12 protein-coding genes and 2 pseudogenes are annotated in these 17,918 nt (G+C 42.7%); 1 reads left to right on the plus strand and 13 read right to left on the minus strand.

All coding sequences use genetic code 11. The annotated features are described in order from the left end of the window. Positions 1-37: 37 nt before the first annotated feature. The 12 genes and pseudogenes from ACMYSO_RS05885 to galF form a co-directional block, all read right to left on the minus strand. Positions 38-625 (minus strand): glycosyltransferase family 4 protein, encoded by a 588-nt coding sequence (locus tag ACMYSO_RS05885; RefSeq protein WP_434669730.1) that lies wholly within the window; start codon positions 623-625, stop codon positions 38-40. A 360-nt stretch (positions 626-985) separates the two neighbouring features. Then, positions 986-1,180, minus strand: coding sequence for a hypothetical protein (locus tag ACMYSO_RS05890; RefSeq protein WP_434669732.1), 195 nt, complete (start codon positions 1,178-1,180; stop codon positions 986-988). Then, the gene (locus ACMYSO_RS05895) at positions 1,181-1,885 is read right to left on the minus strand and encodes an O-antigen ligase family protein (RefSeq protein WP_434670750.1); all 705 of its coding nucleotides are present in this window, start codon (positions 1,883-1,885) and stop codon (positions 1,181-1,183) included. 527 nt (positions 1,886-2,412) lie between these two features. Then, the gene (locus ACMYSO_RS05900) at positions 2,413-2,772 is read right to left on the minus strand and encodes a hypothetical protein (RefSeq protein WP_434669733.1); all 360 of its coding nucleotides are present in this window, start codon (positions 2,770-2,772) and stop codon (positions 2,413-2,415) included. Between the two features lie 61 nt (positions 2,773-2,833). Then, on the minus strand, positions 2,834-3,649 hold the full coding sequence (locus ACMYSO_RS05905; RefSeq protein ID WP_434669734.1) for a hypothetical protein: 816 nt from the start codon (positions 3,647-3,649) through the stop codon (positions 2,834-2,836). A gap of 41 nt (positions 3,650-3,690) precedes the next feature. Further along, positions 3,691-5,120, minus strand: a pseudogene (wbaP, locus tag ACMYSO_RS05910) (undecaprenyl-phosphate galactose phosphotransferase WbaP). 88 nt (positions 5,121-5,208) lie between these two features. Further along, positions 5,209-7,358: pseudogene (locus ACMYSO_RS05915) on the minus strand (polysaccharide biosynthesis tyrosine autokinase). 15 nt (positions 7,359-7,373) lie between these two features. Next, positions 7,374-7,808, minus strand: a complete 435-nt coding sequence (locus tag ACMYSO_RS05920) for a protein tyrosine phosphatase (RefSeq protein WP_434669736.1) — start codon at positions 7,806-7,808, stop codon at positions 7,374-7,376. Between the two features lie 8 nt (positions 7,809-7,816). After that, the gene (locus ACMYSO_RS05925) at positions 7,817-8,950 is read right to left on the minus strand and encodes a polysaccharide export protein (protein ID WP_434669738.1); all 1,134 of its coding nucleotides are present in this window, start codon (positions 8,948-8,950) and stop codon (positions 7,817-7,819) included. 133 nt (positions 8,951-9,083) lie between these two features. Further along, on the minus strand, positions 9,084-10,517 hold the full coding sequence (locus ACMYSO_RS05930) for a capsule assembly Wzi family protein (RefSeq protein WP_434669739.1): 1,434 nt from the start codon (positions 10,515-10,517) through the stop codon (positions 9,084-9,086). A gap of 951 nt (positions 10,518-11,468) precedes the next feature. Next, a complete protein-coding gene (locus ACMYSO_RS05935) occupies positions 11,469-12,098 on the minus strand; it encodes a phosphatase PAP2 family protein (protein WP_434669740.1) in 630 nt (209 codons plus the stop codon). 460 nt (positions 12,099-12,558) lie between these two features. After that, a complete protein-coding gene (gene galF, locus ACMYSO_RS05940) occupies positions 12,559-13,449 on the minus strand; it encodes a UTP--glucose-1-phosphate uridylyltransferase GalF (RefSeq protein ID WP_434669741.1) in 891 nt (296 codons plus the stop codon). An 882-nt stretch (positions 13,450-14,331) separates the two neighbouring features. On the opposite strand from galF, the gene ACMYSO_RS05945 reads away from it, so the two are divergent. Further along, positions 14,332-15,918: a TerC family protein gene (locus tag ACMYSO_RS05945; protein WP_434670751.1), complete on the plus strand. Its 1,587-nt coding sequence runs from the start codon at positions 14,332-14,334 to the stop codon at positions 15,916-15,918. A gap of 144 nt (positions 15,919-16,062) precedes the next feature. Here the strand turns inward: ACMYSO_RS05945 and asmA are convergent, their stop codons facing one another. Next, a complete protein-coding gene (gene asmA / locus ACMYSO_RS05950) occupies positions 16,063-17,910 on the minus strand; it encodes an outer membrane assembly protein AsmA (protein ID WP_434669742.1) in 1,848 nt (615 codons plus the stop codon). Positions 17,911-17,918 lie beyond the last annotated feature (8 nt).

A 17,918-nucleotide genomic window follows, 5' to 3' on the forward strand; every position in this document is an offset into this window, starting at 1 on the left:
CATCATTTAATCTTAATTATTCATAACAACCCATGTTTCACTTAAAATATACATTTATAATATTCTTTTTATAATTATCATATGTAAATTCTTTAGGGTTAGCAATAAAGTTATTATTTACTTCCTCCATCGCATAATATAAGCAATCATCAATACTACTATTTGAATAATCAAACATAAAATATTTGTTAGTAAGAGAGGCCATTTCCTTAAGCCCACCGTAGTTAGGTACAATCACAGGTAATCCCAGATTCGCAGCCTCAAGAATGGAAAGTGGTGCATTTTCATACCAGATCGATGGCAAAACAAAAATATCATAGGAAGACACTTCTTCGAGTAATTTATCCCTCTCAATGTATCCATGGAATATAATTTTTAGCCCAACTCTTAAATCTAGGCTTTTAATTGCATCGACTAACTCACCGGTCCCATAAATATGAAAGTCAATGTTAAACTTAGAAACCTGGAGTTTATCTATAAATTTCAAAATACCCTTTTCTTCTGTTACCCTACCCATAAAAACAAGCTTAATACTGTTAGACTCAGATATTGTGAGTTTTTTAGTTAATGAGTTTTCAGTAGAACCTACAATGGGATTTCTAATGACAAAAATATCACATAACACTCCCCAATTCTGGAATACTTTTTTCAGAAAATAACTAGGGGATATTATTTTATCTATTTCCTTATTTAGTTTCAATATATTATAACAGAGTAAATGCTGTAATAATTTTAGTGTAGAATATAAAAACCCTCGTCTGTCAAAAGACTTATAATACCTAAAGTCTTTTTTATCTATAGCAAAGTTGTGTGGGGTATTACCTTTATAATATTGCAACCCACTATTAGGGCAAATAAGGTGATAGTCGTGCGCAGTGAAAACGACCCGTCCTTTCCAGGACTTATTATTTCTTAATTTTTAATTGCCATCAAAATCGATGGGGATAAATAATGATAATAATTGTGAATATGAATGACATCAGGTTTAAACAATTGTATTTTTTTTTGACTTTTTATACTCTTTGATTGAATAAATATATGTGAAAAAACTCCTTTTTCCTTCTGAAATAATCACATCATATTCAATACCAAGCTCTTGTGAAACTTTGATGGTATCCCTGAACACAGCCTCAGCACCACCCCCTTCCCAGGAATCATTTATATGGAGCACTTTATACATTTAGCTACCAACCTTTTTTCTTTTATGAAGGTATGTCACATACCCTATACCAAACAAGGTAAAAAATGGCACCATCTGTGATGGAGTTGTAATTCTATGCTCTGTACCTGATGAAAAAATACATGACCAAAAGCTAAATAAAAGCATTAGTGAATAGTTGGGGTTGTATTTTTTCATTTCATTTATTTTAGCTAATATTTGAGAAAACAACAATATAAATAAAATATAGCCTACAATACCTAATTCGGATAAAATTGCAAATGTTGAATTGTGTGCATGTGAATCTGTATGAACAACAATATTATCCATTTTTATACTAAATATGTATGGGATAATATCATCATACCTTACCCATTGATCATCATAACTACTAAAACCCATCCCAACCAAAATAGAGTGGAGGAAATTATCGAATGCACGTGGCCACAATATATACAATCTATCCAAAAATGTATGAGCCCTTTCCATATTAACAGCTGCAGTGACATCTATATCACTATATGAAAGAGGTTTTCCCATTTTAACCCAGATAGGATATGTGTATAGTATTATGGCTAGCTGTAACAAAAGAAAAATGAGGAATGCGGTACCGGGCCACCTGAATTTGAATAAACGCCAATAGACGATCGTTAATAAAATTGCAAGAACACTACCTCGAGAATCTGTCATCCATAAGCAAAGAAAAAACAAACCCGAATATAACATATATTTTTTTTGTTTTGTTGATAAATAATATGCTATTGCTACCCCTGAGATCAGACTATAAAAACCTCCTGCAGCATTATGCGCAACAAAGAAAAAATGCTTGACTCCAGCCTCTTCATTTGGAAGAGCGACAATTCCGATTATCGAAATAATAGAGAAAATGGGTAGTGTACGCGAAATTAGTTTATCTACATCAATAGAAAGACAAAATGGTAAAAATATATAAAACAATAATACTAAATAGCTAATTATAAAATTACCATCTTTTCGATAAAAATCATAATCAAGGAATGAGTCTGGTGCATAAAAAGGGTAGATGCAATGACATAGATGAATAAAATTATTATGTATATCTCAATTTTTCTAAACTTATATTCACCATTAAAAAAATAGATAATACTGATAATGGAATAAAAAACAACATAATAACACTTAATGGAATAAAATTTGTTACTGTCCCTAAAAATGAAATCACAATCAAATATTTTATGATCTTTTCACGTATTTTGAATCCTGTTTAAAGCTGCTTAGTATTGTAATACTACATAGTATATAGGACTATCCCCACACATATTCTTTATTATATTTTTATCAAACTTCAGTACTAAATTTTGGCCGTTTTTAGTATATCCTGAATATTTCCCGACAACTCCATTGGAACAATAAATCATTGCATCCCGTATATTTATATTTCCGGCAACAATGTAATATTCCTTTCTTTCTAAATAAGAATCGTTTCTTGAATATATTGCATATACAATTTTTCTCCCCTTAACATTTATAGCAAATGAATTTTCTTTTGGATTAACATCATTTGACCAATACTTCAGTGGTAATAACTCTCCTCCTGAATATATATCTAAAAAAAAGCTTAAGCTGTCTCCCATTATCGGTTATATATTTTTTGTTATTATCACTTGCATATATCGATTTTTTATGATTTTTTTATTAGAAAAAAAGGATACCAAAAATCTTATACTTATTCGGTTCATTCCAATTGTGCTTAATGTTCCATGACAGTATCTTTGAATACTCTGTAAGGAGAAAATATGGTTTATCTGTATATCCGATTTCTGTCTGCCATATGCCAGATACTAACCCGTTTTTAATAAATTGCTTATACAGTGTTTCATAAGCATTAGATGTTCTGTAATGAAAATCAATTATATCAGTATATGAATATGCTTTTGATAATTTTAATATTCTAACAAGTTCAGTAATACTATTAGAAACAGGCCATCCACCAAAAACAACTTTTCCTCCATTTATTTTTATAATTTTTGCTGCCGGTATAAAAATCAAATCAATAAACTCCTCATTACTTCCTTTCCAAAAACCTGCTTTCCGTGTAGGTTCATTCCAGACTTGGTAATATTTTATATTATATGGCGGTTGTGAATATCTTTTAACTGCAGCACTTATAAAGTTTGTCCAATTACCCTCATCTGCTGGAGGTGATCCTTGACTACCATCACCTCCCCAGACAGGGGTATAACCCAAAATTGGCAAAAGTGAGTACCCCTTTTTATGTGCCGAAATAATCATTTCGTCATATTTTTTCCAATTATATACACCTTTCTCCTTTTCAATACTTTTCCAAGAGAAGTCGGCTCTAATCCATTTGATATCAAATTCATTTAATTTATCATCATTTGGTGAGCCATTAACGCCAATCATATCCTGAATTTGGACTCCTCGAGCCACAGGCTGTAACATTAAAGAGAACGATAAGACTACTAAATAATGTACAATTTTTCTTCTCATGTTATCCCCGTTTTAATAAGCTAGAGCCCTGTTATTTTTCGCTAATACGCACCATCTTTTTTTAGAACAACGGTGATTGTTTTGAATAAAATAGCAATGTCATTCCACATAGACCAATTTTTACATACCAAGTATCTAAATATACTCGGGTATCATAGTCAACATCACTGCGACCGCTGACCTGCCATAATCCTGTCATGCCTGGTTTACTAAGCAAATAGTAATCTACTTCCTCATTATATCTTTCTAATTCAGCTGTTATAATCGGCCTTGGGCCAACTAAACTCATCTCACCTTTTAAAACATTGAATAACTGAGGTAGTTCATCTAGGCTTGTACGTCTTAAAAACTCACCAATTTTTGTTATACGAGGATCATTTTTCAATTTAAATGATGCTTCCCATTCTGCTTTTGCAGCAGAATCATTTTTTAATACATCCTCTAACACATCAGCTGAATTAACCACCATGGATCTAAATTTCAAACACTTAAAAGATTTTCCGCCCTTTCCTACTCGCTCATGACCATAAATTGCTGGCCCACCATCTTTCTTCACTTTACTATAGATAAAGAAAAGCAGTGGTGACAGTGCTAGAATGATCCCCAGAGACCCGATAATATCAAAACCACGCTTCAAAAGCCTTGAAGACCATTTAGCAAGGTTATGCTGAACTCTAAAGATCATTACTTCATGACTGAATATAAATGACATATCAATACTATCTAATGGCATACCACGTAATGTGGGTATTACGGATACATAGCGGTAGCCATTAATCATTAAATGGCGTAACCAATAATTTCGTATTTCACTTTGCTCAGTTTCTACCGCAACAATAAATTGCATTTTAGTATCAACATTTTTAAGCCATGTATGATCTACATTAATTACTTTAATTCCGTCAATACACTCATTAGCTTGTTTATCATTAGTTTTTCCTGAAATAAAACCTACAATTTTAAAACCTAAATTTCTTTCGCTGTTTATCGCCAAATGAGCTTCTTTTGCATTGTTACCATTACCGATGATCCATGTTTCTCTAAGCCATAGGTTATATTTATTGAGATACCATTTGACTGCCATTCGACTCAACGGTACCAATAGTGCAGCTAGCATCCATGTCATCAGCCACAGGTACCGGGAGAAATACCATTTTGAGAATGCTATTACCGCTAATTCTATAATTGAAAAAATGATTAAAGTTCTAAATATCTCCTTCAACTCATACCAAAATGTTTTTCGATAAAAGTAATGGCGCAAGCGCATTCCATACCATGAAACACAGCAAATTCCCAAAACCCAATGTAGTAAAATCCACCCATTTACCTGACTATCTTGTATATGTTTTGTTGGTTCATCAATACTAATAGAGAATAGACCCAAAGCAAAATATATAGAAACCACGATACTAACAAAATCACTCAAAATGAGTAGCGTACTACATATTAAATGTCTCATGAAATATGTCATGATACCCTCTTAAATTTTGATGGCATAATACTATACTTTCATACTACGTCATGACCTTATTCAGAGAGAAAATAAGGTTAATGCTTGATTATTTTTTATCAGCGTATGAGTATCCATAATGATTGTATCCATAGCTATAATAACTACTTGCTTTTTTTACTATGCCATTAAGTATACAACCCTTAATTATAGTTCCAGACTGTTCGAATCGTTTGATACTGACTGTTATTGATTTCACTGTATCTTGTTCAAAACGAGCAACCAACAATGCGGTTCCAGCATATTGCCCAATTATTGCTGCATCTGTTACGGCTAATATTGGTGGTGTGTCGATTATAACCAAATCATATAAATTTGAAACATTCTTAAATAATTCTTCACATCGTGAATGCATTAGCAATTCAGCTGGATTTGGTGGCACCAACCCTCTAGGGATGAAGTCAAAACCAGCATCTTCCACATTAGTTATTACATCATCTAGCGAAGCTTTACCTGAAAGCACATCCGATAGTCCAAGTGTATTTTGGTTGCCAAAGACTTTGTGGATGTAACCTTTACGCATATCTGCATCTATGAAAAGCACTTTTTTTCCAGTCTGTGCAACTATCGAAGCCAGATTACTACTAACAAATGTTTTTCCTGCATTCGGACTAGCACCTGATATCATTAAAATATTATTTTTTGCTTCCAACATTGCGAAATGTAGGCTCGTACGAAGACTTCTAATCGCTTCTATTGCCAAATCTGCGGGATTTTCCAGTGCCAGAAGTATTTCATTTTGTGGTTTTTGACTGAATGTTTTCCCTCCTTTATTAAGCCATTCTGATGTTGGTATGCTTGCATAGATATTAACTCCCATTTCTTCAAGCTGCTCAGGAGATTCCACACCACGACGGAAAAACATTTTGAGCAACACAATACCAATAGAAACTAATACACCAAATATAAAACCAGCAATAACAATGACCAATTTCATAGGCTTGACTGGCAAAGGGTCTGTTACTGCATTATCGATAATCCGAACATAACCAATAGCACTTGACTTCGCGATATTAAGCTCTTGCTGTCTATTAAGTAACTGCATATAAACTGCACGTCCAGATTCAACATCACGACTCAGACGCAGAACTTCTTGTTGAGTCGATGGCATAGAACTTACTTTTTTATTAAGTCTTGTTCTTTCATTTTGTAAAGTTTGTCTTTTTTCAATAAGCGCTTTATATGTTGGATGCTCTTTTGTATATAACTGGGATATTTCAGCCTCTTTAAACGTCAGTTGATTTAGTTGGTTATCAACATTAACGATCTGAGCTAGTACCGTTTTTGCCTCCATTGATAAATCGACTGAGTCTTGCTGTTTTCTATAATCATTTAACCTCCCTTCTGCCGTATCTAAATCACTCCGAACCTTCGGTAATTGCTGACCCAAAAACTCCAAGCTTTTTGCGTTCTGTGCAGCTTGCCGCTCTACGTTCTGTGCAAGATAGTTTTGACTAATACTATCTAATATATTTGTAGCCATAGTAGGACTCGCATCTAACATAGTTAGATTAAGCATCCCTGTATCTTTACCCTGGTCCATTACCGAAAAAACACTCTGTATATTAGATATGGCTTTTAACTTAGTAATATATGATACTTTGAATGTTGTACCAGGTGCTGCATCAATCTTATTGACCAACAGTGAAATACCTTTATAATCTAATACTTCATCAACTTTACCCTTAGCGCTCCCCATATCTCCGGTAATGATAAAGTTATTTTTGTCAGTTACAGTCAACTTTACAATTGGTGTAACGCTGCCGATTGTAGGTATATACAGATGAGAAATCGTTACCCCCCATCCTTGTTACCAAACAATCTGGCAAGTCCCCTTCCAACTAAGGGTAAATATTCTTGTTCAACTTTAGCCTGAAGATTAAGATCATCTACGGTTTTCCCTAAAATCATTCTAGATTGCAATAGAGCGATCTCGGGTGCTGATTGCGGTTGGTTTCCGGAGATCATCTGGCTTAAGCTATTTAATATTGCATTCCCTTGTTTTTGCTCAACCTGTATTAATGCGTTTGCTTGATATATTGGTGTAGCAAGTACTGTATACAGTACTGCTAACGCAGTAAATCCTGCAGTGATCGAAACAATCAGTTTTCTGTAGTCAATTATTTCACCAAACAGACGCCCCAAATCGATTTCATCAGTATCCGAGTTTGTAGCTTTGTTAGTTAATTCTGATGTCATAAATCATACCTAATTTTAACCTGCAAGTTTATTAATCCAATAACTGCAAGACTGTTCAATTAATTTATATACAGAGTCAAAAGCTTCATCGCTTTTTTTGTATGGGTCTGGAATATCTTTGTTGCCATTCCAATACCCAAGCAACATCGTTTTCCCTCTTAACTCTGGAGCAACTTTACTAACCTGTTCTAACTGCTGCCGTTCCATAACTAGAATTAGTTGGTATCGCCTTCCCATCTCTGCCGTAAACTGTTTGCCTTTATGACCATCTAAGGATATTCCATACTTTTCCGCAACATTTATCGCTGATGCGTCGGCAGACTTTCCAACAAGAGCACCTACTCCAGCTGAGCTTATCTCTTTCTCAGGAAAAGCCTTTCGTAGTATACGTTCCGCTATTGGTGATCGACATATGTTTCCGGTGCATAGCACTAAAATTGTATCAAACATTGGTTAACTTACCATTGATGTATATAGCGTGTAGTTTGAACCATACTTTGAACGCCTGATATCGTAGGAACCAACTGCGAAACTACGCGGTTCCAACGAACGATTGGTGCTGTAGTAACATAAACAATATCGTAAGGTTCAAGATGAAATTCAGTCCCCATTACCATAGCAGAAGCATCTTGTGCATTTAGCTGATAGATATTTGCTATTTTCCCTTGCTTATTAGCTTGTAACTGTCTAATAACAAAGATCCCCGTAGCATCACTCATGTTTTGAGAAATTCCTTCAGCATTTCCTAATGCCTCCGTCAGCGTCATTCCACTACGATCCATCTTGAGTGTTGACTGCTTACCAACTTCCCCCATCACGAATACTTTAAGCTCATCATTACGTGGCACGTATAAAATATCACCAGGATATAACAGATGATTTTGAGTTAAGTCTCCTTTCTGCATCAAAGCATAAAGAGAGATTTTTGTATCTTTGCCGTTATGTGTTAACACAACATTCCGCCAGTCAGCATCCGTAGCTAACCCTCCAGCAGCATTTATCGCATCCATTACAGTCAGAGGTATATTAGTTATTGCCTGTTTACCCGAAGTTGCAACTTCTCCAGTAACATAAACTTTCTGAGACCTAAATGCTGCAATACTAACATCAACCTGTGGGCTCTCAATAAACGTTGTCAATCGCCTGGCAATATCTTGCCGAACCTCACTAAGAGTTTTACCTGCTACCTGAACCCTGCCAATATATGGGTAGAAAATTTTACCATCAGAGTTCACCCAGTTACCCGTATCACTGGCACTACGGTACTGGCCTGCCGGAGTAGTCAGTTCAGGATGATCCCACACAGTAACCATCAGTACATCACCTATGCCAACTCGATATTCATAGCTACTAAGCTGCTTATCTAGTTCCGGATTAGGCCGGGCCAACACGGTTTCTGGACGTAACTGATCGATCAGCCCTGGCGTCATTGGATATACATTAACCAGTTTGTCCAAATCATAATCGCTATCTGGTAACTCGACTACATTCTTACGCAGGCTATTCAAACCCTGGCCCGGTATAATAGTACAACCCGATAAAAACCCTATTGCCAACGCTAATGCCGAAAATCTCACAATTTTTTTATTCATAATGTCACATCATCAGTAAACTAAAATTTGCTAATTCCTGAGCTACCTGTGTTCCACCACTCAATTCCCACATGGCTTCACGTAAAAAAATGCAGTACTTACATCTTTTTCTTCGCTAGCTACAGCATTCAGCCTATAAACTAAATGGGATCTCAACCCCGGCACTGGCGCCAACATCATTACTATCACTGTGGTCCGCATCGGTATACCATAGCGACGTATTCAGACGCACCGTCTTATACACATCTCCGCTCCATCCCAACTGTATCCCTTTTAGGGTGTCCGAGTGCGGGAAGGCTTTGTTGATAGATTGATCCTCTGGGTTTACTTTGGCGTAGGCCAGTCGTGCACTCCAGCGCTGATTATCTTCGGTTACCAGTTCAACTTTGCCGGCAATCAACTGCCCGTCGCCGCCCATCGCATCACCTAAAGAGTATCCTTGTTGATAATAGCCATCTTTATAGATGTGGTGCGTATAACTGTAATTTGTGCGGCTCATATTGCTACGGGTGTCATGTGCTTCTACGTACCAGTTAACTGCGTCTTTGCCCCAACCGTGGTGCCCTTCAATTCCACCGAGAAACATATTAGCCGAAGGCAGGTAGCCAGATTCATCTTCACCGATCATCTGGCCATACAGACTCACCGGCAAGCCTAACGTTGGCTCGAGCTTCAGTTTGAAATCAAATCCTGCTAGCTGGTTACCCGGTTCATTATCAGTACCGGTATTATCATGTCCGGTTAAACCATCCCAGAAGCTGCTGAAAGACTGCGGACGCCCCTCTCCTCCCCACTGCATAATGCGCGAAGCCCCAAGCTCCAAAGACTGGAACGGGGTGAAGGTCAAACGACCACCGATTATTTTAGTATGTGGTACCGCGGTATATTGATTCATCTGGCTGGCAGAAATCTGGTACTGCCATGGGCCGATCCAACGTAACCACCAGGTTTCTGGCGCCGTCTGTTCGGCCCGCTGCATCAGGAACCCGGTCATTGGTCTGGCCGCATCGCCGCGGATCAGGCTACCTTCATAACCCGGCCCCCACCACTGTGGCATCTGGCCAAACGACAGCCACTGGTTCCAGAATTTCACCGCGCCGTAGGCGCCGTTAGCATTGAAACGTGAGCCATTGCTAATACGCATACCGCCTTCCACGTTCCCCTGCAAGTGGACATCCCACCAGTCACCGCTGTTATTAAAGGCCAGAGAAAGTGAGTTATCCGCAGGCTGACTTTGGGCAAAGCCCTGCGGCGTACCTGGTTGGTCAGTAGAGGTGTAACCGCTGACCCGGAAATCAGCCTTTAATGAGGAAAGTCGTTGATTGATACGCGCCAGTACAACCTGCTCGGAAGAATAAGAAGGTTTAGCTTTTTTTAACGCGCGAGTGATTTCCTCCTGACTTAACGGCCAGGTCGAGAGGCTAAGCTGGATAACGCCCCTGTCCGAAAGCCAGGACAGATCGTTACGAAGTTCATTATCATTCAGTACCAGACCAGAGGCATAAACCTGCGCACTCACCGATGTCAACAGCCCCAAAGCAAGTGCAATACGCGCGATTTTCATCATTGTACAAGATCCGTTTTTAGCCCCTTTTCCACATGCCGGGAGTCAATGGGGAGTATGAGTTAGAGAGCGCACTCGGACGCCAGTCGTAGTATGTAAGTTCGACGGTGATGATGCAATATTCATCATCTGTGAACTTATGAAGTAACTTATCGTTGAAACGATTTAGTCCTGCTCTCCATCACATCAAAACCATGTACTACTCCCATGCCAGTCCCCCAGCACAACCGACAGCATTAAGCACTATCTGCGACTGAACGATAGCCGATTATATACAGGTCTTAAGGAGAATCACCTGCTGGAGCAGGATTTAGGAATTTCTAACAGATGGAGATAAGCCTGTGGCGTTATGCGCTATGGCTTTACAGACGCTACCGCCCTTGGCTTAACAGCTACCAATGCACTGTACTTCACTTTATTCTATTTTTGACTAGCGGCTTACACGCCTAATTATCAAGCACTATTTATAATTTTTTGCGGCATCAAGTTTACGAGATTCTGCTGTAAAATGGGAGTGTAAATGACACTTATTCGCCCATAAAAACAATAGAAAGTGACTCATCCGACAAGTGGTTGTCATTCAATAAGATTATTCAATGATATTGAGTTGGAACTGAATTCTATAAGAACACGAAGTCAGAAAACATTCATAACACCATGTTTTTAATGACTTTAATGCACTTAGCCAGAACACAAAAAACAATCCCACCTTCACAAGTCAACTACAAAAATTAATACTTACCCCAGAGTTATTGCACTTGACAAACTATATATTTCTTAAAATGCAAACTCATGCGGCTATTTAAGATTCTTCTCACCGGCATTATCGTCATCACTATTCTCGTTAAAATCATTCAGGATGACATAACAACTATTTATTTCACCAATATGAAAATTTAACGGTGAGACTGAAATCTATTAATCTCACTGATGTCATTCGATATTAACAAACGATCAGTATACCCGCAGATGGAGATCCGCCCGGGTGAAAGGCTTTTCCAGCGGTCCAAGCCTGACAGCAATCTCCCCCAGCAAAGACTGAGTCGGTGCTTTGGTTCCAGTATTCAGAAGTACGATGGGAATGATAATCAGGCTCAATACGCTTCCCCATGAAAGCTGAGCATTAACGGCACATGATGTCCGTCGTTGAACCAACAAGAACAGCGCGCTTCCACAGGTCCCCAACAGCAGACCAGCCACAACTTCCGATGTTGAATGTGCGTGGATCGCTAAACGGGAATACCCCACCAGACCAGCCACTATATAGCCTGCTGCAATAGCGGCCCGACGAAGCGAAACCGTGCCACGGGCACAAAGCAACCACAGGAAAATAGGCCAGAAAGCGCTAGAAAGTGCGGTATGTCCGCTGAATCCAGTGAAGTCAATCTCGCGAATGCCCATGCCCCACCCCATAAAGGCCAGCTTCGATGCACAAACGATGGCGCCAGTGATACCGAACAGCAATCCCCACTGCCAGGCTAGCAGCCTTGACGGTCTGCGCAAAAATAAGACAATGAACAATGCTGCCGCACTAGGTAACAGCACGGTACTATCGCCAAAAAAAGACACCCACTGCCAGTTCATTAATTCTTCATCCTTTGAGATCTCTCCAGTCCGAAACGTCTTTATCCACGACCCCGGTATGGGCATACACATCCGGCAACTTCACATTTTTATGCATGCATTACCGTTGTTTAATGCGTAAGTATGACCTCAGTCAAGTTTTATTTTGTTATGACAACCAACGGTCTTTCTATTTTTACGAGAAAATTCTTACTAAGTGTTTATTAGTCATCATGAAACTTGTGCTACTCCGACCATTGCATCCTGGTTGAGCGAATAGCACAACCAGATGTCTCTGAAGTCATTAACTTTGCACGGACGAAACAGCACCAGCCATCAATCATAACCACATGTTTTTAATGATTAATTAAAAAACTTATCACTGAACCTGTCTACAGAAGCATGCCACGCGCTCAATCTATACGCCTCATACTTCTGTAAACTCTAGATTTTCATACTTTCGCAAATGTCATTACGCTATTTACGCTAATAGCTTCTTGATGCTCTCGCGGAATTTATTGCCTTCTTTATGGTTACGCAGTCCGTAATTAACAAAAGCCTGCATATAGCCCATTTTCTTGCCACAATCGTAGCTGTCGCCGGTCATCAACATGGCATCGACAGCCTGCTTTTTAGCCAGTTCTGCAATAGCATCCGTCAACTGGATACGTCCCCATGCGCCTGGCTGCAACTTCTCCAGCTCTGACCACACATCTGCAGAAAGCACATAGCGCCCGACTGCCATCAGATCGGAATCCAGCGTCTGCGGTTCGTCCGGCTTCTCAATAAACTCGACAATACGGCCGATTTGTCCTTCGACATTCAGCGGATCTTTGGTCTGAATAACGGAATACTCTGACAGATCGCCTTCCATTCTCTTCGCCAGCACCTGGCTACGTCCGGTTTCGTTAAAGCGAGCAACCATCGCAGCAAGGTTATAGCGCAGCGGATCGGCGCTGGCATCGTCCAGCACAATATCCGGCAGCACAACAACAAATGGGTTATCACCGACAATCGGGCGTGCACACAGGATTGAGTGCCCCAGCCCAAGCGGTTGCGCCTGGCGTACGTTCATTATGGTGACGCCCGGCGGGCAGATAGCCTGTACTTCAGCCAGCAGCTGACGTTTGACACGCTGCTCGAGCAGCGCTTCCAGCTCGTAGGAAGTGTCGAAATGGTTTTCCACAGCGTTTTTGGAAGAATGGGTAACCAGCACAATCTCCTTGATACCTGCCGCCACAATCTCGTCGACGATGTACTGGACCATCGGCTTATCGACGATTGGCAGCATCTCTTTTGGGATCGCTTTGGTGGCCGGCAACATATGCATCCCCAATCCGGCTACTGGAATAACTGCTTTCAAACTTGCCATTCTCTTATCCACCCATTTAGTGATAAATCTTTCGCTACCGGTTAGCTTTCAAGCATCACCGATATCAATATGTGATATTACCAGTTTGCGGTTGGCACGACTTCCCGCAAAATTCTGAAACTGCATGTTTAATGAGAGAATACACTCAAAGTATAAGGACCGACAGGCCGCTTTGAGAAAATTCTTATACCTGAAACGCCCTAAGAACGTCGCATCAGTTTTCCTTGTGGTTTAAACGCCAGATATTGCGGAATTCCGTGAAATGTCAGTCGTATTACATCAGAATAACTTATCGAAGCGGTGAGGAAACCTGAGCACATCAGGTATAACACGATGAATAGTTGAAGATAATTCACTACCAACATCTCTTAGCGTTGACGGCCGTACCTGCACAGTATCGCCATCGCGTGCAACCTGAAAGAAGCGCCAGTTTCCTCTGTTTCTTTTCGTCCTTTAAACCCTATTTATATCTAAAAATTAATTCAAATTAACAAAATACTTCAATAACTACCGAATTAGGTAGCTGGAAAGTCTGTACAAAATTCATTGGCAATGCAGGATACCTGTCAGATACTGCCTTTTTCGCCCCACAGGTCGATAAACTGCATCATGGCATTAGCCGTTATGCATTTTCCCCACGTCTCATAATATGGAAATAAAGACCCGGTCATCCACCCGCAATCTATTTGTAATTAAGCTCATGCGCATAAAAAACAAACCATTGGTTTATTTTTTGCTCACCAAAATATTTCGGACGCCCCATTACCTCCGCCCTACTCTTCGCCGCCATGACCTGAACGCGTGGGAATATATTGCAATTTAGCAAGAGCTTATCCATGATCGATAAATGGCACTCTTATGTTGTATAGGTTTTAACGAATGATCGAATGGATTGCCGACCCCTCTATATGGGCCGGTCTCGTAACGTTAGTGGTTATTGAGCTGGTTCTCGGTATTGATAATCTGGTTTTTATCGCCATCCTCGCCGAAAAGCTCCCTCCGGCACAGCGTGACCGTGCTCGTGTTATCGGCCTGCTGCTGGCGATGGTGATGCGCTTGCTGTTGCTCGCCTCGATATCCTGGCTGGTCACGCTGACAAAACCGCTGTTCACTTACCATGACCTTAGTTTTAGCGCCCGCGACCTGATTATGCTGTTTGGTGGGTTATTCCTGCTGTTTAAAGCCACGGTAGAGCTTAATGAACGTCTGGAAGGGAAAGACAGCGATAACCCTGTTCAGCGCAAAGGAGCCAGGTTCTGGGGCGTCGTCGCGCAAATTGTGGTGCTTGATGCCATCTTCTCCCTCGACTCGGTGATCACCGCCGTCGGCATGGTGGATCACCTGGCGGTGATGATGGCAGCGGTGATTATCGCCATGAGCCTGATGCTGCTTGCCAGCAAGGCATTAACGCGTTTTGTTAACAGCCACCCGACCATCGTCATTTTGTGTCTTAGCTTCTTGCTGATGATTGGTTTCAGCCTGATCGCTGAAGGATTTGGCTTCCCGATCCCCAAAGGCTATCTGTATGCCGCTATCGGTTTTTCCGTCATTATTGAGTCACTGAACCAGCTGGCACTCTTCAACCGCCGCCGTTTTCTCTCTGCGAACCTGACGCTGCGCCAGCGGACCACCGCAGCGGTCATGACCCTGCTCAGTGGGCACAGAGAAAATGCCGAGCCCGGCAGCGATACTGCTGCGCTGATGGTCAGTGAGCACGATCATCCGCTTTTTAATCCACAGGAGCGTCGGATGATTGAGCGGGTGCTGAATCTTAACCAACGCACCGTCAGCAGTATCATGACCTCACGTCACGATATTGAGCATGTCGACCTGAGCGCCCCGGAAGAGGAAATCCGCGAACTGCTGGAGAAAAATCAGCACACCCGTCTGGTTGTGACCGGTGGCGAGAATGAAGAAGATTTGCTCGGCGTGGTCCACATTGTCGACCTGCTGCAACAGTCCCTGCGCCGGGAACCCCTCGACCTGCGCGTGCTGCTCCGTCAGCCGCTGGTGTTCCCTGAAACGCTCCCGCTTCTGCCCGCGCTGGAGCAGTTTCGTCATGCGCGGACTCACTTTGCTTTTGTGGCCGACGAGTTTGGTTCCGTTGAGGGGCTGGTCACATTAAGTGATGTGATGGAAACCATTGCCGGCAATTTACCGAATGAGGTGGAAGAGATTGATGCACGGCACGACATTGTCAAAAACCCTGACGGCAGCTGGACGGCCAACGGGCATATGCCGCTCGACGATCTCGTGCAGTTTATTCCCCTGCCGCTGGATGAGAAGCGCGAATACCACACCATCGCGGGCCTGTTGATGGAATATCTGCAGCATGTGCCTGAAGCGGGCGAAGAGGTAAAAGTAGGCGAGTATATTGTCCGGACGTTGCAGGTAGAGAGTCACCGGGTTCAGAAGGTGCAGATTATCCCGCCGCCGCCACAAGATGATGAGCCCGATTACGAAGTGTAATCCCAGCCGTTGGCACCTTTCCCCCGGTTGCGCGACTGCTAACCGGGGCTACTGACCTGCATAAATCGTACCCCGGATAAGGCGCTTAGCGCCGCTATCCGGGTAATCAGCCAGACCAACAGAACTCAAGATGCTCAACGCGGCTTAATGCTTATCGAGCAACTTCTTCACGTCTTTACCGTCCTGGGTGTTCTTATTGCGCTCCATCCAGTCGTTAAGACGCTGTTTCGCTTCGTCCTGCAACTGTCGGCGCAGCACCTGATCGACCTGCAGGCTGTAGCTTAGCTCCTGCCATTTGCCGTAGATACGCAGAGGAATCGCCGTCTGTTTGAGTTTGTCGATAAGCTTGCTTTCACCTTTCCAGCCACCGAGCACGCGGACGTTAAAATGCATATCGCAGTTTTCTTTCAGCAAATTAAGCTCGCCCTGCCCGGTCAGCGCCATCATTTCCGATTGCCCCTGCAGATTTTTCAGGGTCACCTGCCCCTGCGCCAGCTGCAGTTCACTACTCATCGCATCCAGACGCGTCGCGTTATCGTAGTTTTCCTGAGCCTGTACGTTGGTGCTACGCTCCACCGCCTGCTGAACCAGTTGCTGGAAGTTAAGCCCTTCCGTGCGGGTATTGCTCATCCGCAGCTGAGCGTCCCCCTGCCAGCGACGACGGAAATCTTCGGCATCAATTCTTTCGCCAGAAAAATCGCCGGTTAAAGAGAGCTTCCCGGTCAGATTCAGCGAATAATTAAACGCTTTCAGGATGGTCGCAATTTCGACATTATCCAGTTTGGGCTGGAAAGAAGCCTGTGAGGTATCGCCACGCACGTCCAGGCTGCCGGGGAGTGATATCAGGCCGCCATCAAGCTCACCTTGTAGCTGATTGATGGTCAGCAGCCCCAGTTGATTCGCGATGTCACTTTTCACCTGGGTAAACTTCATGCCCCGCCACTGCAGCTGGTCGGCCACCAGCGACAGATGGGCACTGAATCCGCGCAGGCTCGCATAATCATTCTGAATATCGCTATCGGCAATCACCGGACGCAGCTGTCGTGGCTGGCTTTGTCCCTGCTGAGCAGCCCCCGCATCGGTCGCCGGAGAGCCGTGCATCAACAGGCTGTCGAGATCGAGCGTGGTAGCGTGAAGATTGAGCTTCCAGTCCGCCTGGTCACCTAATATCACACTGCCATCACCGCTAATCGCGCTGCCGTTAGCGGTCAGATTGAGATTATCAAAGCTGATTTTTTTCTCATTTTCCTGCCAGCTCGCCTGCAGGCTACCCTGCCCGCTCACGCCGTCGGCCGGGAGTTCAGCGCCGCGAAGCTGCCAGTTCAGTTGAGAGATATCGGCTTTTAAAGAGTGGGGATAGTCGCCGCCCTGCACCTCGGCGGAGAAAGAGAGCGCCAGGTCGCGCTGGTCACGGTTGACCCGCCCGGAGAAATCGAGCGTGGCGTGGTGATTTTCATCCTGGTCCATCTGCAGATGAATATCGCGTACCGTCACCTGCTCACCGTCTTCATGCTGGAAGAACAGCACGCTATCCGCCACCTGCAGCTTTCTGACATCGTAAGACCAACCGTTATCTTCCGGCACCAGCGGCAGCGTGTTGTCGTGCGGGACCACCGGTGCTCCCTGGCTGCGTACGGCCTCGGTCTGCGGCGTCAGCTGGATAACCGCGCCTTTTAACATCACCTGCTTAACCTGCAGCTGATGCGAAAGCAGCGGCATCAGCGCCACGTCAAGACGCATATTGTCCGCGCGCACCACTGGTTCAGCGGCGCCCGGCGCGGTCAGCGTCATACGCCCTGAGAGAATGCTCAACTGCGGCCAGACATGCCAGCGCAGCGGGCCATCGAGTTCGAGCTGATAACCGCTACGTTCCGCCACCTTATGCACCATATAGGCACGAAAATCGTTGGGATTGACCAGCAATACCAACGCGGTTAGCCCGGCGACTACCACCGCCAGCAAGATCATTAGCGTTGTCAGAATTCGTCTCATGGCACCCT

It is taken from the genome of Klebsiella sp. B345, from assembly GCF_051131735.1.
In the GTDB taxonomy this organism is placed as follows: domain Bacteria; phylum Pseudomonadota; class Gammaproteobacteria; order Enterobacterales; family Enterobacteriaceae; genus Klebsiella.

Excerpts from the sequence above, each read along its gene's own strand:
- ACMYSO_RS05890 (WP_434669732.1), bottom strand. The coding sequence starts at position 1,180 with ATGTATAAAGTGCTCCATATAAATGATTCCTGGGAAGGGGGTGGTGCT.
- ACMYSO_RS05895 (WP_434670750.1), bottom strand. The coding sequence starts at position 1,885 with ATGTTATATTCGGGTTTGTTTTTTCTTTGCTTATGGATGACAGATTCT.
- ACMYSO_RS05900 (WP_434669733.1), bottom strand. The coding sequence starts at position 2,772 with ATGGGAGACAGCTTAAGCTTTTTTTTAGATATATATTCAGGAGGAGAG.
- ACMYSO_RS05905 (WP_434669734.1), bottom strand. The coding sequence starts at position 3,649 with ATGAGAAGAAAAATTGTACATTATTTAGTAGTCTTATCGTTCTCTTTA.
- ACMYSO_RS05920 (WP_434669736.1), bottom strand. The coding sequence starts at position 7,808 with ATGTTTGATACAATTTTAGTGCTATGCACCGGAAACATATGTCGATCA.
- ACMYSO_RS05925 (WP_434669738.1), bottom strand. The coding sequence starts at position 8,950 with ATGAATAAAAAAATTGTGAGATTTTCGGCATTAGCGTTGGCAATAGGG.
- ACMYSO_RS05930 (WP_434669739.1), bottom strand. The coding sequence starts at position 10,517 with ATGATGAAAATCGCGCGTATTGCACTTGCTTTGGGGCTGTTGACATCG.
- ACMYSO_RS05935 (WP_434669740.1), bottom strand. The coding sequence starts at position 12,098 with ATGAACTGGCAGTGGGTGTCTTTTTTTGGCGATAGTACCGTGCTGTTA.
- galF (WP_434669741.1), bottom strand. The coding sequence starts at position 13,449 with ATGGCAAGTTTGAAAGCAGTTATTCCAGTAGCCGGATTGGGGATGCAT.
- asmA (WP_434669742.1), bottom strand. The coding sequence starts at position 17,910 with ATGAGACGAATTCTGACAACGCTAATGATCTTGCTGGCGGTGGTAGTC.